Origin of the sequence: Ectothiorhodospira sp. PHS-1 (assembly GCF_000225005.1) — a bacterium.
In the GTDB taxonomy this organism is placed as follows: domain Bacteria; phylum Pseudomonadota; class Gammaproteobacteria; order Ectothiorhodospirales; family Ectothiorhodospiraceae; genus Ectothiorhodospira.
Window position 1 is genome coordinate 40527 of record NZ_AGBG01000011.1, and the last position, 20612, is coordinate 61138.

Sequence of the window (20612 nt, forward strand, 5' to 3'; positions counted from 1 at the left end):
CGTGGGAGCGGAGGGCCCGCTCCCACGGTTTTGACGGCCGGGCGGCTTTCCGTCAGTGGCTGGTGGGGTGCAGGCCGCCGGGCAGGTAACGGCCCAGGCCCAGATGGTTGAGCATCTTCACCGCCTTGGTGCCGGCCCGCTGCCCCAGCACCGCGTGGATGTGGCTCTCCCAGTCCGGCTCGGCGGTATCCAGCAGATTCTTCAGGTACAGCCCCGCCTCGGTTTCCCCCTCCAGATCCAGTCGACGACTGAAGAACAGGGTGTCCGGGTCCTCGCTGCGGGTGGCCAGGCGCCAGAAGTCTTCCAGACGGCCACGGATGCGCACGTCCCAGTCAGTGGGGTTCTTGCAGTCCCAGTGGGTGACGCCGCCGTCCTTGACCCGGAAACAGATGCTGCCGGAATGGTCGGTCACCGCCAGGCAGATGCGCTTGCCTTCCAGGGGACCCAGTTCGTCGGCGGCGGGCTGGCCCTTGAGCATGTGGTTCATGAGGGCGGAGAAGACCCGGGTATGAACGGCGTCCGGCAGCAGGCGAAGGCCGGCGCCCAGGGGCAGCAGAATGGGAGGCTTGGGAAGATGCATGGCAATACCTGTGACTGTCGCGGTATGACGGGTGTGTCCTTGGTGGCCCGAAATTCTAGCCCGTATCGAGGGGGGGCGGCCAGTCTTGCGGTGGGTGGCCGAGCCTGTCATCCAGCGCCCGCAGTCGTTCCACCGTCCCCACGTCATACCAGAGTCCGGCATGACGCTCGCCGCCGACCCGCCCATGGACCATCGCCGCGCGCAGCAGGGGAGCCAGCGGGAAGCGTCCCGGCCGACAGTCCGCAAACAGCGCCGGCCGATACCAGCCGATGCCGGCAAAGGTGAAGCGGGGTTCACCCGTGGCCGGGATGCGCCCGTTGCGAAGCGGGAAGTCCCCTTCGGGGTGATGCGGCGGGTTGTCCACCAGGATCAGGTGGGCCAGATCATCAGCGGCCAGGACGGGCGGGGTGAGCGGGTGATCGCTCCAGACGTCGCCGTTGATGACCAGGAAGGGATCCTCACCCAGCAGGGGCAGGGCCTGGAATATCCCGCCACCGGTTTCCAGGGCCGTCTGCTCCAGGGAATAACGGATCCGCAGGCCCCAGCCGCTGCCGTCCCCCAGACGGGTGCGGATCTGTTCTCCCAGGTGAGCCAGGTTGATGACGATATCCCGGTAGCCGGCCGCCTCGAGTCGCAGCAGATGGTGTTCGATCAGGGGGCGGCCGCCGACTGCCAGCAGAGGCTTGGGCGTGTGGTCGGTGAGGGGGCGCATGCGTTCGCCGCGCCCCGCGGCGAGGATCATGGCGCGCATCAGCGCGGCTCCCCCGTCGACGGATCCGGCGGTTGAGGCAGCAGGAGTGATGCCGGCCCCCTCATGCGCGAGGGTTCCCAGGGCTGGTGCATGCCGTTGCGGGACAGGGCCAGGCGATGGGCGTGGGGCAGGTGGGTGTCATACCAGGCCCGTACCGGTGCCAGGGCCGGATGGGCCAGTTCCTGTTCCAGCAGGCGCCACAGTCGCGGCAGGTGACGCAGATAGGCGGGTTTGGCATCGCGCCGCCACAGCCGGGTGAAGATGCCGATGATCTTGGTGGTGCGCTGGGCGCCCAGAATCCAGAAGCTGTCGTCCAGGGCCGTGGCATCCAGGCCGGGGAAGGCGTCCCGGTAGCGCGCCATCATGGCTTCGGCCACGCCGGGGTCCACGTCCCGCCGGGCATCCCGCAGCAGCGACACCAGGTCATAGGCGGGCGAGCCGATGAGGGCATCCTGGAAGTCCAGCAGACCGCAGGCGGCGACCCCCTGGCGACCGGGAAGGACCATCAGGTTGTCCACATGGTAGTCCCGCAGCACCAGGGTATGGGGCAGGGCACCGGTCTGGGGCAGGATGCCCTGCCAGGCGGTGATGAAATCGCGGCGGACCGGATCGGGGCAGCGGTCGCCCATGGCTTCCGGCCAGTACCAGTCCACCAGCAGCAGGGCCTCGTTGAGCAGCACGGATTCGCTGTAGGTCTCGATCTGGTGGGCATGGTGATGGCTCCAGCCGCGGTGCAGGGCGATCAGGGTATCGGTGGCCAGCCGGTAGAGTCCGTGTTCGTCGGCACCGTCGGCCAGGGCACGGCTGAAGGTGTGATCGCCGAAATCCTCCAGCAGCAGAAAGCCCTGTCCGGTATCCAGGCCATGGATGCGCGGGGCGCTCAGTCCCAGTTCAAGCAGGATCCCGGCGATGCGCGCGAAGTCGCCGGCGGACTCCCGATCCGGTGGGGCGTCCATGATCACCCAGCTCCGGTTGTACTCCCAGCTCCGGTAATAGCGGCGGAAGCTGGCGTCGGCGGACAGCAGCCGGGGCATGGGCGTGTCTTCCCCGATCATCCCCCGCAGCCAGGCGTGCAGGTCGGCGCGTCGGGTATTGGGAGCGGCGCTGGTTTTCATCATTTCGCGGCACGGGTTCCGGAAGAGCCGTCCATTATTGCATGCCTGTCGGCTTCGCCAAGTCGGGGTTCGCGATTGCGGAGGGTTTCCGCCGGACCCTATACTGCAGGGCAATATCCGTACGTTTCAAGCGCGCACCCGGCTGGGTGCGGAAGGTATGCTGCATGCCCCATTCCAACTGGGCGATCTGGCCCGGGAGTCCTTATCCGCTCGGGGCCACCTGGGACGGTGAAGGGGTGAATTTCGCCCTGTTTTCGGAACACGCCGAAAAGGTGGAGCTGTGTCTGTTCGACCCCAACGGTCGGCGGGAGCTGGAGCGCATCGAGATGCGCTGGCAGACGGATCTGGTCTTTCATTGCTACCTCCCCGAAGCCCGCCCCGGGCTGCTCTACGGGTATCGGGTCCATGGTCCCTATGAGCCGGAGGCGGGACATCGCTTCAATCCCAGCAAGCTGTTGCTGGACCCCTATGCCAAGGCGTTTCACGGTCAGGTGCGCTGGAGCGATGCCCTGTTCGGTTACCGCATCGGTTCGAGCCGGGAGGATCTGCTCATGGATCGCCGCGACTCGGCCACCGGCATGCCCAAGTGCCAGGTCATCGATACCGCCTTTACCTGGGGTGACGACAAGCCGCCCCGTACCCCCTGGCACGAGACGGTGATCTATGAACTGCATGTGAAGGGCTTCACCGCGTTGCACCCCCATGTCCACACCGCCCTGCGGGGGACCTATGCCGGCCTGGCCACGGCACCGGTGATTTCCTATCTGCAGCGTCTGGGGGTGACGGCGGTGGAGATCATGCCGGTACATGCCTTTCTGGATGATCGGCATCTGGTGGAAAAGGGCCTTCGCAACTACTGGGGTTACAACTCCATGGGGTTCTTTGCCCCGGACATGCGTTACTGCGCCTCCGGTCATGTGAATGAATTCAAGACCATGGTGAAGACCCTCCATACGGCGGGTATCGAGGTGATCCTGGACGTGGTCTACAACCACACCGCCGAGGGCAGTCATCTGGGGCCGACCCTGTCCTTCCGCGGCATCGACAACAGCGCCTATTACCGCCTGGTGCCGGAAGATCGCCGCTATTACATGGATTACACCGGGTGCGGCAATACCCTCAACATGCGCCATCCCCGGGTGCTGCAGCTCATCATGGATTCTCTACGCTACTGGGTGCAGGAGATGCATGTGGACGGCTTCCGCTTCGATCTGGCCTCCGCGCTGGCCCGCGAACTGCACGAGGTGGACCGGTTGGGGGCCTTCTTCGACATCATCCACCAGGATCCTGTCCTGTCCCAGGTGAAGCTGATCGCGGAGCCCTGGGATCTGGGCGAGGGCGGCTATCAGGTGGGCAACTTTCCGGTGGGCTGGACCGAATGGAACGGCCGCTACCGGGATAGTGTGCGGGCGTTCTGGAAGGGTGAGCACGGACTGATCGGGGACATGGCCTACCGCCTCACGGGTTCATCGGATCTTTACGAGTCCAACGGTCGTCGCCCCTATGCCAGTGTCAATTTCGTCACTTGCCATGACGGCTTCACCCTGGAAGACCTGGTGAGTTACAACCACAAGCACAACGAGGCCAATGGGGAAGACAACCGGGACGGTGAAAATCACAATTTGTCCTGGAATTGCGGCGCGGAAGGGCCCACGGATGACAAGGATGTGCTGGATCTGCGGGCGCGGCAGAAGCGCAACATGCTGGCCACCCTGTTCCTGTCCCAGGGCATCCCCATGCTGCTGGCGGGGGATGAGCGCGGGCGTACCCAGCGTGGCAACAACAACGCCTACTGCCAGGATGCGCCCCTGTCCTGGGTGGACTGGGAACTGGACGAGCATGCCCGGGACCTGATCCCGTTTGTGCAGTATCTGATCAGGCTGCGCAAGGATCATCCCGCCCTGCGTCGGCGACATTTCTTCCAGGGGCGCCCCATCATGGGGGCCGGGGTGAAGGATCTGGCCTGGCTGCGCCCCGACGGCGAGGAGATGAAGGAAGAGGATTGGCAGCAGGGCTTTGCCCGCAGCCTGGGCATGTTCATCGCCGGTGATCTGTTCGAGGAGTATGACGAACGCGGGCGCCGGGTGCGGGATACGGACATGATCCTGCTGTTCAACGCCGGGCATGAGCCGATCTCGTTCCGGCTGCCGCCGGAACCCGCCCGTACCCGCTGGGAAGTGATGCTGGATACGGTCTATCCCCGTGGGCCGCGGCCGGATCACCGGATGTTCCACAGCCACGAGGTCTATCCCCTGCAGGCGCGTTCGGTGGTGCTGATGCTCAATGCCAGTCGGCCGGTAAGACGGCAGAACGGCAGCGACTGAAGCGCGCCGCCGGATCAGGCCATGCTGATCCGGTCCGGTGACTGTTCCCGGGGGGGTGTCGGGCGGGCCTCGCTGTCGGCGTCGTCCTCGGTGAAGGCGTAGACCACTTCCGTGTCGATGCGTCCGTCCGCGTGCAACTGCAGGCGCCGGTAGGCCGGCGGCAGGATGTCGAGCTGGACATTGCGGGTGCGGGGAGCGAACTGCACGCAGGTGGAGGGGGTGCCCATGAGGCGGATCCCGTTGCGGACTTGATCCACCTGCTGGTGCACATGCCCGAACAGCACGCCGCGCACCTGCAGGTGGCGGTCAAGGACCTGAAAGAAGGCCTCGGTGTTGCGCAGGTTGATGGCATCCATCCACGGGCTGCCCACGAACACCACCGGATGATGGAGCGAGATCAGGGCATTACGGGCGGGGTGTCGGGTCAGAACTTCGTCCAGGAAGGCCAGTTCGCCTTCATCCAGCAGACCATGGGGCGCGCCCTCCACCACGCTGCAAAGGCTGACGAACAGCCATTCGCCCCGGGACACTGCCTTGCGGCAGCTGAGATTGTCCTTGCACAGCACGTCTTCCATGAGCTGGGGGTCATCATGGTTGCCGGCCAGGCACTGGATGGGCCAGGGCAGGGGGTTGAGCAGGGCGCGCAGCCGGCGATAGGCGGCGGCAACCGGGTCATGCACCAGGTCTCCCGTGGCCAGCATGAGGTCCGGTGCCTTTTCCATGCGCCGGATCTGTTTCAGTACCTGCCGCAGACTATGATCCGTGTTGACGCCGGAGTTCATGACGTCTCCGGGGTGTTCGCACAGATGCAGGTCGGTGATCTGAATCACGCGCTGCGGTCTGGCAAAGGGTCCATTCAGGCTCATAAGCGACTTCTCCTTGACCCAAACGGGTTCCATCAATACTCAAGCAATTTGATGCATATACGGCAGGTTGGTTTCCGAGTATAACGGAACAGTTTGACGCTGCCTTGACAGGCTGCATGGAACTTGGCTTTTTGGAGAAGAATGAGCATGTCCAATCTCACCACGGAGCTGGATCATCGCCTGCAGGCCTATCTCCGCTCGGTTTCCCTGCGTGAACCCTCGTTGTATCAGCGTCTGCGGGAGGAAACGGCCCATCTGCCCGAACACAACTTTCAGATCGCGCCGGAACAGGGGCAGTTCCTTGCCCTGCTGGTGGAGCTGATGGGGGCCCGGCGGATTCTGGAGATCGGTAGTTTTACCGGTTACAGCGCCCTGTGGATGGCGGGGGCGATGCCGGAGGATGGTCGCATGCTCTGTTGCGACGTCAATGCGGCCTGGACCGGGATCGCCCGCCGTTACTGGAACGAGGCGGGACTGGGGGATCGCATCGAGCTGCGCCTGGCGCCGGCCATGGATACCCTGGACGGCCTGCTGGCGGACGGGGCGTGCGGCACCTTCGATCTGGCCTTCATCGATGCGGACAAGGCCAATTACGTTCACTACTATCGGCGCTGTCTGCGGCTGGTGCGCCGGGGCGGGCTGATCTGTCTGGACAATACCCTGTGGTCCGGCCGGGTGGCGGACCCGGATGATCATGCCCCGGAAACCGAGGCGATCAGGGCCTTCAACGCGCTGGTCCATGAGGACCCGGCCGTGACCCTGAGCCTGGTGCCCATCGGGGACGGGCTCACGCTGGTCAGGAAACGCTGAAGTCTTTTCCCCCGTCGGGAAATGGGGGATATACTTGATCCCTTGACCATTTCCGGTCTTGTCGGCAGCGAGGATCCGTGATGAACGTCGATCTGCCCGAGGGGTATCGCCCCGGTGAGGACGAGCCCTACATGTGTCCCCGACATCTGGCCTATTTTCGTCGTCAGTTGCTGCAGTGGCGCGATGCGTTGCTGGAGGAGTCGGAACAGACCATCCGTAACCTGCAGGAGGAGCAGTGGCGGGAGCCGGATCCCAACGACCGGGCCAGCCGCGAAAGCGATGCCAGTCTGGAGCTGCGCACCCGGGACCGTTATCGCAAGCTGCTTGGCAAGATCGATGCCGCCCTGCGGCGCATCGATGACGGCAGCTACGGTTATTGCGATGAAACCGGCGAGCCCATCGGCCTGCGTCGTCTGGAGGCCCGTCCCATTGCCACCCTGTGCATCGAGGCTCAGGAGCGGCATGAACGGGACGAACGCTTCTCCTGATCAGCCCGGTTTGCGTCGGGCCGCCGGCAGCGGCTTGATGAAGATCTTGGAATTGCGCTGATAGTTGTACATCTGCTGCCGGCTGATGGGCAGGGCCTTCAATTCACCCGGCTCGAATCCCCGCTCGCGGAACCAGTGCGCGGTGCGCGTGGTGAGGACGAACAGCCGGGTAATGCCCAGGGCCCGGGCCCGGGTCTCCAGATACTCCGCCAGCATCTCGGCGCGACCGCCCCCCCGATAGTCCGCGTGGACCGCCACGCAGGCCAGTTCACCCACCTGCTCCTCCGGAAACGGGTACAGGGCCGCGCAAGCCAGGATCATGCCGTCCTGCTCGATCACGGCAAACCGTTCAATCTCCAGTTCCAGCTGTTCCCGGGAGCGACGCACCAAGATGCCCTCCGCCTCCAGCGGCTGGATGAGTTCCAGGATGCCGCCCACATCTTCGATCTGGGCCGGGCGTAGCCGTTCGTAGCGCTCGCCGGTGACCAGGGTGCCGGCGCCTTCCCGGGTATACAGTTCCATCAACAGGGCGCCGTCCTGGCGCCGGTCGACGATGTGCACCCGTTCCACCGTCTGACGGCAGGCCGTGATGGCGCTGCGCAGGTGGGCGGCCAGCTCATCGGGAATGGCGCGGGGTCCCTGGAGCAGGGTTTCCGCCTGATCCGCCGTAAGGTGGGTGATGGGTGTCTGATCCTCGTCCCGCAGGTCCTGGGTGTCGCTGAAAAAGATCAGTTTGTCCGCCTTGAGCGCGACGGCGGCGGCGATGGCCACGTCCTCGGCGCTGAGGTTGAAGATCTCGCCGGTGGGGGAGTAGCCCATGGGCGGCAGCAGGACCATTTCGCCGGACTGCAGATGGCGTCGCAGGCCCTCCGTATCCACCCGGCGTACCTCGCCGGTGTGTTGGTAGTCCACCCCGTCACGTACTCCCAGGGGGCGGGCGGTGACGAAATTGCCGGAGGAGACCCGTACCCGGACCCCGGACATGGGGGTATTGGCCAACCCCATGGACAGCAGGGCCTCGATCTCCACCCGCAGGGAACCGGCGGCATCCTTCACCGCCCGCAGGGCCTGTTCATCGGTGATCCGCAGGCCGTTGACGTAGCGGATTTCCGCCCCCCGGGCCCGCAGGCGTTCCTCGATCTGAGGGCGGGCGCCATGGACCAGGACCAGCCGGACCCCCAGGGTCTGCAGGATGGCGATGTCATGGAGCAGGGCGGCGAATCCCGGCTGCAGCGCCGCCTCGCCGCCGAAGGCGATCACGAAGGTGCGATCCCGATGGGCGTTGATATAGGGGGCGGCGTCGCGGAACCAGGCGACATGGGGGGCGATGGGGGTGTGTTTCAATACCTTGACGTCCTGAAAAGCGCATTGGAAAGGGCCATATCCTAATGGAAGCCCCTTTGGCCCGACATCCCCCGGCGGTGGCGAAACCGGGTCGATCCTGTGTTTTGCGGTCAAGGGGTGTAGAATTCACGCTGTCCCTTCCCGCCTTTTTCGGCCCCTCTGCCCTGGTCCGCCTCCCGTGATCCGCCCCGCCCGGCTTTCCGACATCCCCGCCCTGCTGGCGATCGAGCAACGCTGCTTTGCCAGTGACCGGCTCTCTCGCCGCCAGTTTCGCTACCTGCTGACCAAGGGCAAGGCCCATACCCTGGTGTTTGACGAAGGCGAAGGGATTCTGGGGTATGTGCTGCTGCTGTTCAGTCGAGGCACGTCCATGGCCCGCCTGTATTCCATTGCCGTGGATGATGAGGCTCGGGGACGACGCGTCGGCCGGCAACTGGTGGAAGCCGCCGAGGCGGAAGCCCGGGAGCGGGACTGCGCCTATCTGCGCCTGGAGATCCGCAAGGACAATCAGGCCTCCATCCGTCTGTTCGAGTCCCTGGAGTATCGCCGTTTCGGCGAGTACGGGGATTATTACGAAGACCACATGGATGCCTGGCGCTATGAAAAATCCCTGGCACCTCACCTGCGTCCGGACATGGTGCGGGTGCCTTTCTACGAACAGACCCTGGATTTCACCTGCGGGCCATCCTCCCTGATGATGGCCATGAAGGCGCTGGACGCCTCCATGGCCATGGACCGGCGTCTGGAGTTGCGCCTGTGGCGGGAGGCCACCACCATTTTCATGACCGCGGGACACGGCGGCTGTGGCCCGTTCGGGCTGGCGCTTTCCGCCGCCCATCGCGGCTTCGGCGTGGAACTGACCCTGAGCGATGAGCGCATGCCCCTGCTGGACTCCGTGCGCAGCGAGGAAAAGAAGGAGGTCATGCGACTGGTGCAGGAGGACATGCTGGACGAGCTGAGGGAGCGATGCGTGCCGCTCCGCTACGGCACCCTGAGCGCGGCGGACCTGCGGGCCCGTTTCGAGGCCGGCGGCATTCCGGTGGTGCTGATCAGTTCCTACCAGATCTACGGCGAGAAGTTTCCCCACTGGGTGGTGGTGACCGGGTTTGATGATCACTTCATCTATGTGCACGATCCCTTCGTGGATTACGACAACGGTGAAACCCCCACGGATTCCATCAATATGCCCATCCTGCAGCGGGATTTCGAGCGCATGGCCCGCTATGGGAAGGCCGGGCTCAAGGCCGTGCTGGTGGTCTATCCTCGTTCCTGAGCCTCCCCCTCACTCATAAGGAGAACACCATTCATGTCGGATCACGTCCTGCTCATCGAGCAGCCGGGGGACTGGAAGCCCCATTTCCCCGAATACCCCGTGGTGGTGGCCGAGGACTACCTCACCAATCCCAGGTATTCCAGCCATACCCGTTTGCGGGTCATCAACCTGTGCCGCAGCCACCGCTACCTGAGCGAGGGGTATTACTGCTCCCTGCTGGCGGAGGCCCGCCAGCACAAGGTGGTGCCCACGGTGCGCACCCTGCAGGATCTGTCCAGGAAATCCATCTACAGCCTGGATACCGAGGACATCGACCGCAAGGTGGCCCGGGTGCTGGGACGCAAGCGTGCCGGCCTGCAGCCCACCGCCTTCGAGATCACGGTCTTCTTCGGCCAGTGCGCCCCCAAGGAAATGCACGAGATTGGTCAGCAGTTGTTCTCCATCTTTCGGGCGCCCCTGTTCAAGGTGGAATTCAGACTGGTCGGCCAGTGGCGCATCGATGCCATCAAGCCCCTGGCCCTGAACAGTCTGACCCCGGAGCAGGAAACGGCCTTTTTCGAGGCCCTGGACCACTACCTCAAGCGCCCCTGGCGCAAGCCTCGCGGTCCGCGCAACTTCAAGTACGACCTGGCCATCCTGCAGAACCCGGACGAGGACCTGCCGCCGTCGAACCGGGCGGCCCTGAACCAGTTCGTTCGCCAGGGCAAGGCCCTGGGTCTGGAGGTGGATCTGATCGACCGCAAGGATTTCGGTCGGCTGGCCGAGTACGACGCCCTGTTCATCCGCGAGACCACCCGGATCGACCATTACACCTACCGCTTCGCCCGCAAGGCGGACAGCGAGGGGATGGTGGTGATCGATGATCCGGATTCCATCCTCAAGTGCACCAACAAGGTCTATCTGGCGGAGCTACTGGCGGGACAGAAGGTGCCGACGCCCAAGACCCTGATCCTGCGCAAGGAAAATATCCTGGCGGCCGAGGAGGTGATCGGTTATCCGGTGGTGCTGAAGATTCCCGACGGGTCCTTTTCCCGTGGGGTGTTCAAGGCGGAGGACCGGGCGGAACTGGAAGAGATCAGCAAGCGCCTGTTCAAGGACTCGGACCTGATCCTGGCCCAGGAATTCGTCTACACGGAATTTGACTGGCGGGTGGGGATACTGAACAAGCAGCCCCTGTATGTGTGCCAGTACCTGATGTCCAAGAAACACTGGCAGATCGTCAACCACCAGGCCAAGGGCAACCTGCGTCAGGGGGGCTTTCGTACCCTGCCGGTGGAGCAGGCGCCTCCCGTGGTGGTGAAGACGGCCCTCAAGGCCGCCAATCTGATCGGTGACGGCCTGTACGGGGTGGATATCAAGCAGACCGACCGCGGCGTCATGGTGATCGAGGTGAACGATAACCCCAGTCTGGATGCGGGCGTGGAAGATGAGGTACTCAAGGAGGGGTTGTATCAGGCCATCATGAAGGACTTCGTGCGACGTCTGGACCTGATGCGGCGGCGGTGATGTCCCTTGCCCTCAGCGGTCCGGCAGTCCTCGCACCTCATCACCGGGAGGAATCCCACGATCTTCGAACCATCCCTGGGGCATCTCCAGGGCATAGCGGGCCGGGCCGGCGGAATGGTGCAGGGTGCGACTGTGGGGCTGCATCCGGGCGATGTTCAGTATCCGCCCCTGCGCGTCGATGAAGGCGACCGACAGCGGCAGGGGCGTGTTGAGCATCCACATGGCCACCGGCTCGGGCTGTTCCCAGACGAAGAGCATGCCGTGGTCCGGGGGCAGTGACTCCCGGAACATGAGTCCGCGGGCGCGCAGGGGGGCGGTGTCGGCCACTTCGGCGGTCAGGGGATGGTCGCCGATGCGCAGGGAAATGACGGCCGGGTCAGCCACCGCCTGCCCGTCCTGCTCCTGGGCGGGCAGGCAGGCGGTGATCAGCAGCAGTGTCGACAGCAGCGCCAGGAGTCGCTGGGACATGTTCATCCGTTTTTTTCCGGGAACCCCAGTTCGGTCAGTCGCTCGACCAGGGTGTCCCGCAAGGCCGGATCGGCGTCTACGGTGACGTTGCCCGTGGCCACGTCCACGTCCACCTGTCCGACGCCGGGCAGTTGTCCCAGGCCCTTTTTGATGCTGTTGGCGCAGGCGCCGCACTGGATGTTGCTGAGTGTGAGAGTGATGCTCATGGGTCGGACCTCTCTGGTTGGATGGGGTGGGATTTGGGGGATGTATCTGAGCAGATCATTGCCTTGTTTAACAGGATGCTGCCCTGTTTGAAAAGGTTCCACTCCCTCCATGCGTCATTCCCGCGAAAGCGGGAGTGACGGATGAGCAGGGATGACGGATAGGTCGGTGGAAGGTGTAAACTGTGCGGTCTTGGCAGCATTTCGGAGTTCACCATGCCCCAGTACAGATCCCGTACCTCCACCCATGGCCGCAACATGGCCGGCGCCCGCGCCCTGTGGCGCGCCACCGGCATGAAGGACGGCGACTTCGGCAAGCCCATCATCGCCATCGCCAACTCGTTCACCCAGTTCGTCCCCGGTCATGTGCATCTCAAGGACCTTGGGCAACTGGTGGCCCGCGAGATCGAGAAGGCCGGCGGCGTGGCCAAGGAATTCAACACCATCGCCGTGGACGACGGCATCGCCATGGGCCACGGCGGCATGCTCTATTCCCTGCCGTCCCGGGAGCTGATTGCCGACGCGGTGGAGTACATGGTCAATGCCCATTGCGCCGATGCCCTGGTGTGCATCTCCAATTGCGACAAGATCACCCCCGGCATGCTCAATGCCGCCATGCGGCTGAACATCCCGGTGGTGTTCGTCTCCGGCGGCCCCATGGAGGCGGGCAAGGTGACCCGGGGCGAACAGGTCATCAGTCTGGACCTGGTGGATGCCATGGTGGCCGCCGCCAACCCCCAGGAGAGCGACGAAACCGTGATGGAGTACGAGCGCTCCGCCTGCCCCACCTGCGGTTCCTGTTCCGGCATGTTCACCGCCAATTCCATGAACTGTCTCACCGAGGCCCTGGGTCTGTCCCTGCCCGGCAACGGCTCCTTGCTGGCGACCCATGCCGGGCGCCGGGAGTTGTTCCTGGAGGCGGGGCGCCTGGTGGTGGATCTGGCCCGGCGTTACTACGAGCAGGACGATACCTCCGTGTTGCCCCGCGCCATCGCCACCCGCGAGGCCTTCGAGAATGCCATGAGCCTGGACATCGCCATGGGGGGCTCCACCAACACCGTGCTGCACCTGCTGGCGGCGGCACAGGAAGGGGAGGTGGATTTCACCATGGCGGACATCGACCGCCTCTCTCGCAAGGTGCCCAACATCTGCAAGGTGGCCCCGGCCACCCAGCAGTATCACATGGAGGACGTGCACCGGGCCGGCGGCGTGCCGGCCATCCTGGGGGAACTGGATCAAGTGGGGCTGCTGCATCGGGACGTGGCCACCGTCCATAGTCCCACCCTGGCCGATGCCCTGGCACGCTGGGATGTGGCCCGCAGCGATGCCGCCGAGGCCCATGAGCGTTTCCTGGCCGCCCCCGGCGGTGTGCCCACCCAGGAGGCCTTTTCCCAGTCCCGGCGTTGGGACGCCCTGGATCTGGATCGGACGGGTGGGTGCATTCGTTCAGTGGCCCATGCCTATTCCCAGGATGGCGGGCTGGCGGTGCTCTACGGCAATCTGGCCCCGGAGGGCTGTATCGTCAAGACCGCCGGCGTGGACGAGAGCATTCTGAAGTTCTCCGGTCCTGCCCGGGTGTTCGAAAGTCAGGACGATGCCGTAGCGGCGATCCTGGGAGATCAGGTGAAGGCGGGGGATGTGGTGATCATCCGTTATGAAGGCCCCTGCGGCGGGCCGGGGATGCAGGAGATGCTTTACCCCACCAGTTACCTGAAATCCAAGGGGCTGGGCAAGGCCTGTGCCCTGGTGACGGACGGCCGTTTTTCCGGTGGCACCTCGGGTCTGTCCATCGGGCACGTGTCGCCGGAAGCCGCCGAGGGCGGCAACATCGGTCTGGTGGAGGAGGGGGATATCATCGAGATCGATATCCCGGCGCGGGTGATCCGCATTGCCGTGGAGGATGCGGAGCTTGAGCGTCGGCGGGTCTCCATGGAGCAGCGGGGCGGAAAGGCCTGGCAGCCGGCGGACCGGCAGCGGGTGGTGAGCCAGGCACTCAAGGCCTATGCCCTGATGGCCACTTCCGCGGCCCGGGGGGCGGTGCGGGACATTTCCCAGTTGCAGGTGAAGCGTTAGGTTTGGGAGAGAAGGGCCGGGGATGGGGGGCGGACCCAGCCCCTCCCCCGGCTAAAGGGTGATCGTTTCCTCGTACTCCGGTACCCGGGCATCGATGCCGTGCGCCTTGCGCAGCAACTCGGCCAGGGCATCCCGGGCCTGGGGTTCTCCGTGAACCATGTAGAACACCGGTTTGCCCTTGAAGCCCTTGGCCCAGCCCACCAGCTGACTCTGCCCGGCATGGGCGGAAAAGCCGCCCAGGGTGTGTATCCGGGCCTTGACCGCCACGTCGCTGCCCAGCAGCTTGACCCGCTCCACGCCGTCCACCAACATGCGTCCCAGGCTGCCCCGGGCCTGGAAGCCCACGATCACCACGTGGTTCTGCTTGCGCCACAGGTTGTACTTGAGATGGTGGCGGATACGCCCGCCGGTGCACATGCCGGCACCGGCGATGATGATGGCCCCGGACTTGATCCGGTTGATGGCCATGGACTCTTCCACCCGACGGGTGAACTGAAGGATCGGCAGTGACGCTTCCAGGGGTTCCCCGGAAGCCTGACGGAGTTTCTTGAGATCCTTGCCGTTGAGGGCGTTGCGGCGCCTGGCATAGAGCTCCGTGACCTGAATGCCCATGGGGCTGTCCAGAAAGACCTTTTGCTGGGGCAGGCGGCCCTGGTGGTAGAGCATGCCAAGGTGGTAGAGGATTTCCTGGGTGCGTCCCACGGCAAAGGCGGGGATCAGTACGTTGCCGCCATCCCGGTCCGCCTGGACCAGGATCTGTGCCAGTTCCTCCAGGGTATCCGCCAGCGGACGGTGATCCCGATCACCGTAGGTACTCTCCATGAGCACCACGTCGGCATGTTCCGGTTGGGCCGGTGTGTGCATCAGTGCCGAGTCCGGGTTGCCCAGATCCCCGGAAAATACCAGGTGCCGCTTGCGTCCACCGTCATCCAGGATCAGTCCCACAATGGCCGAGCCGAGTATGTGACCCGCGTCGCGGAAGGTCAGCTGCACGTTCGGGGTCACGGACTCCGCGCGACCGTAGGGCTGGGGCCGGCAGAGTGCCAGGGTGGCATCCACGTCATCCTGGGTGTAAACGGGTTCAAGCAGGGGCTTGCCTGCCCGTTCCCGCCACTTGTTCTCCCATTCGATGTCCTTGGACATGACGTGAGCGGCGTCCCTGAGCATGATTTCCAGCAGTTCCAGGGTCGAATCGGTGCAGTGGATGGAGCCCTGAAAGCCGTCCCGTACCAGCTTGGGCAGCAGGCCGGCGTGGTCCAGGTGTCCGTGGGAGAGAATCACGGCATCCAGGGTCCCGGCCAGGTGAGCGAGGGAGCGGCGGTTGGCCTTGTCGGCCTCGGCACCGCCCTGCTGAATGCCGCACTCCAGCAGCAGGCGGTTTTGCCCGACTTCCAGCAGATAACGTGAACCGGTGACTTCGCCGGTGGCGCCCAGGAAGGTCAGCTTGGACATATTTTCGGATTCCCGTGGTGTTGGTGGATCGAGACTGCGCCGGCCGGCTCACCGCTCCCGGCGAAAGATCAGGTCCATGCTCTGGGAGTCGGTGCTGGATCTGGTTTCTAGGCTCAGGGTCCGGGAGAGCTGATAATTGAGCATCACTGTGGAGCTCTGTTGGAACAACCCCATCGCATAGCGCAGATACAGCCTGGGGGAGAGATAGCGTCCCATCATCAGGGCGGCATCATCCAGGTCCGTGCCGGTGTCCACCGCGAATTCGTCCAGGCCCAGTTGCCGGCCGATACGGTCGGTGATGAAGGCGCCCCGTTCGATACCGAACATGGCAATGGCCGAGGCAATGGCGCCGGCGTCCGTCTCGCTGCCACCGGACAGGGGGCGACCGGTGACCAGAAAGGCGAGGGCTTCGCTGTCTTCCATCGTCGGATCGGAGAAGACCCGTGAACGGGGTTCCTCCAGGGTGCCGATGATTTCGATGCCCACCAACACGTCATGAACCGGTATGCGACGGGAGGCCCTTAGATTAAGGCCGGGGTTTTCCGGTGGTCCCTGGAACAGGAGCACCCCGCGCTCCACGGTCAGATCCTGGCCATAGGCCCTGTAGCGCCCTTCATCCACTCGCACTTCACCGATCAGTCGCGTGGACATCCCCGGCGTCTCCTGAACCATCATGTTGCCGCTGAGTCGCGCCTCCAGGCCGAAGCCGCTGATGCGAACCTGGTCACCCAGGATCAGGCGTACCCGGGCGATCACCTGAAGGGGCAGAGTTTCCTCGGTATCGGTATCGAGGATGATCTCGTCCCGGGACACCGAGACCGCCTGCTGAGGCAGCTCCAGCAGGGTGAGGGTGGCCTCGGGAATGGTCAGGTCGCCCCGGACGATGACCCGTTCACCCAGCACGGTGACGCGGAGGTCCGGGCTGATCAGCAGGTCCACGTCGGGACGGCGCGCCGCCTGGAAGCGATCACCCCGGATGTTCAGGTTGACCGGGTAACGGTTGTCAGGGTCCAGTTGGACATGGCCGTCCAGGGTCAGGCGCCCGGGGCCGGAGCGCACGCTGCCATCCAGTACCAGGCGTTCCGTTCCGTCGTTGCGGACGGTGAGGGTCAGTTCATCCAGGGTGATGCCCAGGTCCGGAACGTCCATGCGACCATCGCTCAGGGTGATCCGGCCATCGATCAAGGGATTGGACAGGGTGCCGGCCAGGTCCACGTCCGCGCCGATCCGGCCCGCGGGTTCCCGGATCTGGGGTGCCAGCATCTCCAGCCAGCGCAGTTCCGTCAGGTCTGCCCGGGCATTGCCCGCCAGGGTCAGTTCTCCGTCCGCCCGGGGCCGGGCGGCGACTTGGGCGCTGACAGTGCCCCCCTCCAGAAAGCCGAACTGCAGGGCGGCCTCGACGTCCCGGTCTTCGATCCGCAGATCCACCCGGGCCTGCTGGTAGGGGATGATCTGCTCATCGCCCTCCAGGCCCAGTACACGAAGATTGCCGTCGCCGGGCAGGATCCGGGCCTCCAGTTGCAGCTGTTGATCCAGGCGCAGGTCGGCCCGGGCATCCAGGTAGCCGTCCAGCCGCAGATTCGGCGGCAGCAGCGGCGCCAGACCATCCAGGGCCAGATCCGACAGGGTCAGTTGGCCCCGGCCACCGTCGCGGTCGGACCAGGTGCCGTCCAGACAGAGGCGGGCCTCGTCCTGCAGCAGGCAGAGCTGCCCCAGGGCGGCGTTGCTTGCGGAAGCCTGCAAGGGGACGGGGGCTTCCAGCTGCCAGGCGCCCGCCAGAGGCTGATCCAGGTTGAGACGGGTGAGGCGGCCACGCCAGTCCAACGGGTCAGTGGCCGTCAGACTGCCTGCCAGGCTCAGGCCCAGTCTGCCCTGATCCGCATCCAGGTCCAGACGGATCCGGTGGTCATCACCCCGACCCTCACCCGCCAGGGTCAGGCGTGTCAGGTTTAGGGCCTCACCCAGGCGCAGGGCCTCGACGCTCAGGTTCAGTGCCAGGGGGCTTTGCGGTGAAAGGCCGGCCCGCAGGTCCAGGTCCATCCGGCCCAGGGTCAGATCGTGGTAACCCATGCCCTGGCCCTGGGCCGTGGCGGTGATCCGCGGACTGTCCAGCGGACCCTGGACCTGGCCGCGGGCCTGCAAGCGGCCGGTGAGTCCGGGCCACAGGCCCGGCAGGTCCGGTGCCTGCAGATCAAAGGCCAGGTCCAGACGCTCGGCGACCTCGCCCCTGGCATCGAGACGGTTATCTCCCACGGCCAGTTGCAGGCCCGGGGATGTCAGACGGTTACCGGCGACATCGATCCGGCCCTGACCGCGCACGGGGAACTCCCGCAGGGTGCCGGACAGCTCCCGCAGGTCCACCCGGGTCACGACGCCCAGGGTGTCGTCCAGGCGGCCTTCGCTGCCCAGTGCCAGCTGCAGCCGGCCTGGCAGATCGGCGACAAACCGGCCGGGCTCCAGGTTCCGGCCCCGAAGATCCAGGACCCAGGACAGGCCCTCGTGCCAGTCGATCCGGCCGCTCAGGTCCAGGTCACCGGCTTCGCTGCGAATCGAGAGCGGCGCCGGGCGCAGGGTTCGGGTATCCCCTTCGGCGTTCAGGGTCAGGGCCAGGGAGGGCCATGGGTCCAGGGTGACGGCGGTGTCCAGGTCCAGGACATAGGCATCGGGTCGGCCCCGGGTCACCAGTCGGCCTTCCGCCACGGACAGGATCTGATCTTGCGCCAGGGTGACCGTGAGGGCCTGCCAGTGGTGGGTCAGGTCCAGGACCAGGTCGGTGACGGGATCGTGGACGTCACCCTCGGTGACCAGGCTCAAGGGGGTAAAGACCTGGTGGCGGAGTGTCAGTCGGGCCAGGTCTCCCTGGGTGACGAGTTGCCCCCGGGCCTGATCGGCGTCGGGCAGGAACTCACCGGCAACCTCGGGCAGGGGCAGATGCCAGTCCACCCCCAGTTCCATCGGGTAGGGCAGGGCTAGTCCGACGTGACCCGCGGCCAGGATGTTGGCGAGGGGGCTGTCCACGGCCAGGCGGCGGATCAGCACCCGCGCCTGATCCAGATGCAGGGACAGGCGCAGGCTGTCCACGATCAGCGGTTCGGCCTCGGGGTCGGTGCGAAACCGGATCTGCCGGATGTGACCATCGGACAGGTTCACCACCACCGGCATGGGGATCGAGTCGGGCAGGCTGAAAGGCGCGTCGGCGGGCGGGGCATCCGGGTCCGGGGTGAGGGTCAGGTCCAGCTCCGCCGCCTGCAGCGTGAGAACCTCGACTCGCAGTCCGGTCAGCGGCAACAGGGCCACCCGGGCCTCCAGGTGGGCCAGCTCGGCGGTGAGGGCGTCGTGACGATACCGGACATCCCGGGCGGTCAGACCCTTGAGCAGATTGCCTTCCAGGTGCCCGATTTCCAGTTCTCCGGGGATGAAGCCGCCACCCACCTGCGCCAGTAGCCGGGCGCCGGAACCGGTGCCCACCAGAAAGGTGAACAGGGTGAACAGCAGCAGAACGATCAGCAACAGTGCCGCAAGAAGACGCCGGATCACAGATCCATTCCCATGGTCAGGTGTAGACGGAAGTTGTCATCGCCGTCGATGGGATGGGCGATGTCCACCCGGATGGGGCCGATGGGGGAGCGCCAGCGTACCCCGGCACCGATCCCGTAGCGGGCATTCCATTCATTGAGATCATTGAATGCGTTGCCGCCGTCGGCAAACACGGCCACGCTCCATTGTTCCGCGAACGGGTAGTCCATCTCGATGCTGCCGCTGGCCATGTGGCGGCCGCCGATGATGTCGCCGTCGTCGTTGGTGGGACCCAGTTTCTGGTAGCCGTAGCCGCGCACACTGTTGTCGCCGCCGGCGAAGAAACGAAGGGAAGCGGGCAATTTGGCGAAGTCCTGCACGGCGGTGGTGCCGGCATCGGCCCGTAGCAGCAGGCGTCCTTCTCCCAGGGGCATGATATACCTGGCGCGGCCGGTAGCCTGGGCGAAGCTGATCGAGGACAGTAGATCCTCGGAAGCACCTCTGAGACTGAAATTCAGGCGCCAGCCCTGGCGAGGGAAGATGGGATGATCCGCCTGGACACGGGACATCTGGAATCCGGGCATCAGCAGGGTGGTGCTGTCGCGAACGTCTGCTACTTCATAGTCTTCGCGCTCGAATGTCAGGGACCGGGTCTGGATCCAGCCGGAGGGGAGTTGTCGCAGATGGGCGATGCCCAGACTATAGATGTCGCTCTCGGAGGTGTCGGTGTTTTCGCTCTGATAGCCGGCGGTCAGGTTGATGCGTTCCCGGGCCGGATCCCCCAGGGGGATCTCATAGCCGATCCCTACCTGGGTATTCACCGGCGAGACTTCCAGCTCCGCGTTGTAGCGGTGACCGGCGCGGTTGGCGCGATGGTTTTCTACCCCGAGTCGTATCCGGGGTCCCTTGTCGGTACTGGCGCCGATACCGGCCAGATAGGACCACTGGTTACGGGGTGTCAGGGTGACGTGAATGGGTACCTTCAGGTCTTCTGCCTCCTCGGGACGAGGCTCGACACGCACCTCGCTGAAATAACCGCTGTCGATGAAGGCCTGCTGCAGGTTGATCAGGCGGCGACTGTCGTAAATGTCTCCTGGCTCGAAGGTGATGAACCTGCGCACCAGCCGGTCATGGAAGGTATCCTGCTCCAGCGTGACCGGACCCAGGAAATGGCGCGGGCCGCTCTCGAGATGGACCACCAGATCCGCTGCCTGTTCCCGGACGTCTACCCGCATCTGACTGGTGGTGATGCGGGCATCCAGATAGCCCCGTGTCGCCGCCTGTCGGTTGAGATTGCTCTTGATCTGCTCGTAGCGGTCGTGGCGCAGACGGTCGCCGGGACGGATCGGGGGAGATTGGATCAGGTCGGTGAAGGTGGGATCCTGTTCCGCCTCGCCGATGATGCGGATGTCCAGGTTGCGGACCCGTACCGGGGGGCCGGGTTCCAGTTCCACGCCCAGGGACCAGCAGGCCTCGTCGCGACGGAAGTCCAGACTGAAGCGGGGCTCGTAATAGCCCAGGGCTCGCAGGGCGGTCCGGATTTCCCGGTCGGCGGCGCGCAGCAGGGGGCGTTCCCGCCATTCGGGAAGATCGCATCCCTCCCGGGCCAGGCCCAGATGGGCGCGAATGTTGTCCGTGATCTCGTCACCCACATCGGAGATGCGGATGCGGGGATCGGCCCCCAGGGCTAGGCCGGGCAGCAGGCCCAGCAGCAGGAGGAGGGCGGACAGCCGGTGCCTGGTCGGGGCAGGGCATCGGGCAGGCGGGTGATGGGCAGTCATCAATGACGGCGTCCTGAGTCTTGTTTCCCTATCAGGTTAGCCGCAAAGGTCGCTTCTCGGGA

At 65.1% G+C, this 20612-nt stretch carries 16 protein-coding genes; 6 read left to right on the plus strand and 10 right to left on the minus strand.

The window, feature by feature from the left end:
- Nucleotides 1-52 precede the first annotated feature (52 nt).
- Genes ECTPHS_RS06580 through ECTPHS_RS06590 form a run of 3 tightly spaced genes read right to left on the minus strand, consistent with a single transcriptional unit; the run spans nt 53 to nt 2449 of the window.
- A complete protein-coding gene (locus ECTPHS_RS06580) occupies nt 53-580 on the minus strand; it encodes an SCP2 domain-containing protein (RefSeq protein WP_008931925.1) in 528 nt (175 codons plus the stop codon).
- Between the two features lie 55 nt (nt 581-635).
- Nucleotides 636-1331 (minus strand): N-acetylmuramate alpha-1-phosphate uridylyltransferase MurU, encoded by a 696-nt coding sequence (gene murU, locus ECTPHS_RS06585; RefSeq protein WP_008931926.1) that lies wholly within the window; start codon nt 1329-1331, stop codon nt 636-638.
- Nucleotides 1331-2449 carry an aminoglycoside phosphotransferase family protein gene (locus ECTPHS_RS06590; protein WP_008931927.1) on the minus strand — a complete coding sequence of 373 codons (1119 nt, stop codon included), beginning with the start codon at nt 2447-2449 and terminating at the stop codon, nt 1331-1333. Before ECTPHS_RS06590 ends, murU begins: the two co-directional genes overlap by 1 nt.
- A 161-nt stretch (nt 2450-2610) precedes the next feature.
- Between ECTPHS_RS06590 and glgX the strand changes: the two genes are divergently transcribed.
- Entirely contained in the window at nt 2611-4770 is a 2160-nt protein-coding gene (gene glgX, locus ECTPHS_RS06595; RefSeq protein ID WP_008931929.1) for a glycogen debranching protein GlgX, read from the plus strand.
- Nucleotides 4771-4784: 14 nt separating this feature from the next.
- Here the strand turns inward: glgX and cpdA are convergent, their stop codons facing one another.
- Entirely contained in the window at nt 4785-5636 is an 852-nt protein-coding gene (gene cpdA / locus ECTPHS_RS06600; RefSeq protein WP_008931930.1) for a 3',5'-cyclic-AMP phosphodiesterase, read from the minus strand.
- A gap of 147 nt (nt 5637-5783) precedes the next feature.
- On the opposite strand from cpdA, the gene ECTPHS_RS06605 reads away from it, so the two are divergent.
- Both ECTPHS_RS06605 and dksA read left to right on the plus strand, forming a co-directional pair.
- Nucleotides 5784-6446 carry an O-methyltransferase gene (locus ECTPHS_RS06605; protein WP_040405346.1) on the plus strand — a complete coding sequence of 221 codons (663 nt, stop codon included), beginning with the start codon at nt 5784-5786 and terminating at the stop codon, nt 6444-6446.
- Between the two features lie 80 nt (nt 6447-6526).
- Nucleotides 6527-6934 (plus strand): RNA polymerase-binding protein DksA, encoded by a 408-nt coding sequence (gene dksA / locus ECTPHS_RS06610; protein ID WP_008931932.1) that lies wholly within the window; start codon nt 6527-6529, stop codon nt 6932-6934.
- On the opposite strand, the gene argA is transcribed toward dksA, so the two are convergent.
- Nucleotides 6935-8278 carry an amino-acid N-acetyltransferase gene (gene argA, locus ECTPHS_RS06615; protein WP_008931933.1) on the minus strand — a complete coding sequence of 448 codons (1344 nt, stop codon included), beginning with the start codon at nt 8276-8278 and terminating at the stop codon, nt 6935-6937.
- A 178-nt stretch (nt 8279-8456) separates the two neighbouring features.
- Between argA and ECTPHS_RS06620 the strand changes: the two genes are divergently transcribed.
- Both ECTPHS_RS06620 and ECTPHS_RS06625 read left to right on the plus strand, forming a co-directional pair.
- Complete coding sequence (locus ECTPHS_RS06620; RefSeq protein WP_008931934.1) at nt 8457-9551, plus strand: GNAT family N-acetyltransferase/peptidase C39 family protein; 1095 nt, start codon at nt 8457-8459, stop codon at nt 9549-9551.
- Nucleotides 9552-9584: 33 nt separating this feature from the next.
- The gene (locus ECTPHS_RS06625; RefSeq protein WP_008931935.1) at nt 9585-11057 is read left to right on the plus strand and encodes a RimK family protein; all 1473 of its coding nucleotides are present in this window, start codon (nt 9585-9587) and stop codon (nt 11055-11057) included.
- Nucleotides 11058-11069: 12 nt separating this feature from the next.
- Here the strand turns inward: ECTPHS_RS06625 and ECTPHS_RS06630 are convergent, their stop codons facing one another.
- Complete coding sequence (locus ECTPHS_RS06630) at nt 11070-11531, minus strand: DUF192 domain-containing protein (protein ID WP_008931936.1); 462 nt, start codon at nt 11529-11531, stop codon at nt 11070-11072.
- Nucleotides 11528-11731: a heavy-metal-associated domain-containing protein gene (locus tag ECTPHS_RS06635; RefSeq protein ID WP_008931937.1), complete on the minus strand. Its 204-nt coding sequence runs from the start codon at nt 11729-11731 to the stop codon at nt 11528-11530. Before ECTPHS_RS06635 ends, ECTPHS_RS06630 begins: the two co-directional genes overlap by 4 nt.
- 213 nt (nt 11732-11944) lie before the next feature.
- On the opposite strand from ECTPHS_RS06635, the gene ilvD reads away from it, so the two are divergent.
- Nucleotides 11945-13801, plus strand: a complete 1857-nt coding sequence (gene ilvD / locus ECTPHS_RS06640; RefSeq protein WP_008931938.1) for a dihydroxy-acid dehydratase — start codon at nt 11945-11947, stop codon at nt 13799-13801.
- A 51-nt stretch (nt 13802-13852) separates the two neighbouring features.
- Here ilvD and ECTPHS_RS06645 read toward each other — a convergent pair whose 3' ends face one another.
- Genes ECTPHS_RS06645 through ECTPHS_RS06655 form a run of 3 tightly spaced genes read right to left on the minus strand, consistent with a single transcriptional unit; the run spans nt 13853 to nt 20550 of the window.
- Nucleotides 13853-15253 carry an MBL fold metallo-hydrolase RNA specificity domain-containing protein gene (locus ECTPHS_RS06645; RefSeq protein WP_008931939.1) on the minus strand — a complete coding sequence of 467 codons (1401 nt, stop codon included), beginning with the start codon at nt 15251-15253 and terminating at the stop codon, nt 13853-13855.
- 48 nt (nt 15254-15301) lie between these two features.
- Nucleotides 15302-18790, minus strand: coding sequence for a translocation/assembly module TamB domain-containing protein (locus ECTPHS_RS06650; protein WP_008931940.1), 3489 nt, complete (start codon nt 18788-18790; stop codon nt 15302-15304).
- Nucleotides 18787-20550, minus strand: a complete 1764-nt coding sequence (locus tag ECTPHS_RS06655; RefSeq protein WP_008931941.1) for an autotransporter assembly complex family protein — start codon at nt 20548-20550, stop codon at nt 18787-18789. The genes ECTPHS_RS06650 and ECTPHS_RS06655 overlap by 4 nt, the downstream gene beginning before the upstream one ends.
- Nucleotides 20551-20612: the final 62 nt, after the last annotated feature.

What these genes read in the sequence shown, in the direction of transcription:
- ECTPHS_RS06580 (WP_008931925.1), bottom strand. Translation starts at nt 580, where the DNA reads ATGCATCTTCCCAAGCCTCCCATTCTGCTGCCCCTGGGCGCCGGCCTT.
- murU (WP_008931926.1), bottom strand. Translation starts at nt 1,331, where the DNA reads ATGCGCGCCATGATCCTCGCCGCGGGGCGCGGCGAACGCATGCGCCCC.
- ECTPHS_RS06590 (WP_008931927.1), bottom strand. Translation starts at nt 2,449, where the DNA reads ATGATGAAAACCAGCGCCGCTCCCAATACCCGACGCGCCGACCTGCAC.
- glgX (WP_008931929.1), top strand. Translation starts at nt 2,611, where the DNA reads ATGCCCCATTCCAACTGGGCGATCTGGCCCGGGAGTCCTTATCCGCTC.
- cpdA (WP_008931930.1), bottom strand. Translation starts at nt 5,636, where the DNA reads ATGAGCCTGAATGGACCCTTTGCCAGACCGCAGCGCGTGATTCAGATC.
- ECTPHS_RS06605 (WP_040405346.1), top strand. Translation starts at nt 5,784, where the DNA reads ATGTCCAATCTCACCACGGAGCTGGATCATCGCCTGCAGGCCTATCTC.
- dksA (WP_008931932.1), top strand. Translation starts at nt 6,527, where the DNA reads ATGAACGTCGATCTGCCCGAGGGGTATCGCCCCGGTGAGGACGAGCCC.
- ECTPHS_RS06625 (WP_008931935.1), top strand. Translation starts at nt 9,585, where the DNA reads ATGTCGGATCACGTCCTGCTCATCGAGCAGCCGGGGGACTGGAAGCCC.
- ECTPHS_RS06630 (WP_008931936.1), bottom strand. Translation starts at nt 11,531, where the DNA reads ATGAACATGTCCCAGCGACTCCTGGCGCTGCTGTCGACACTGCTGCTG.
- ECTPHS_RS06635 (WP_008931937.1), bottom strand. Translation starts at nt 11,731, where the DNA reads ATGAGCATCACTCTCACACTCAGCAACATCCAGTGCGGCGCCTGCGCC.
- ilvD (WP_008931938.1), top strand. Translation starts at nt 11,945, where the DNA reads ATGCCCCAGTACAGATCCCGTACCTCCACCCATGGCCGCAACATGGCC.
- ECTPHS_RS06645 (WP_008931939.1), bottom strand. Translation starts at nt 15,253, where the DNA reads ATGTCCAAGCTGACCTTCCTGGGCGCCACCGGCGAAGTCACCGGTTCA.
- ECTPHS_RS06655 (WP_008931941.1), bottom strand. Translation starts at nt 20,550, where the DNA reads ATGACTGCCCATCACCCGCCTGCCCGATGCCCTGCCCCGACCAGGCAC.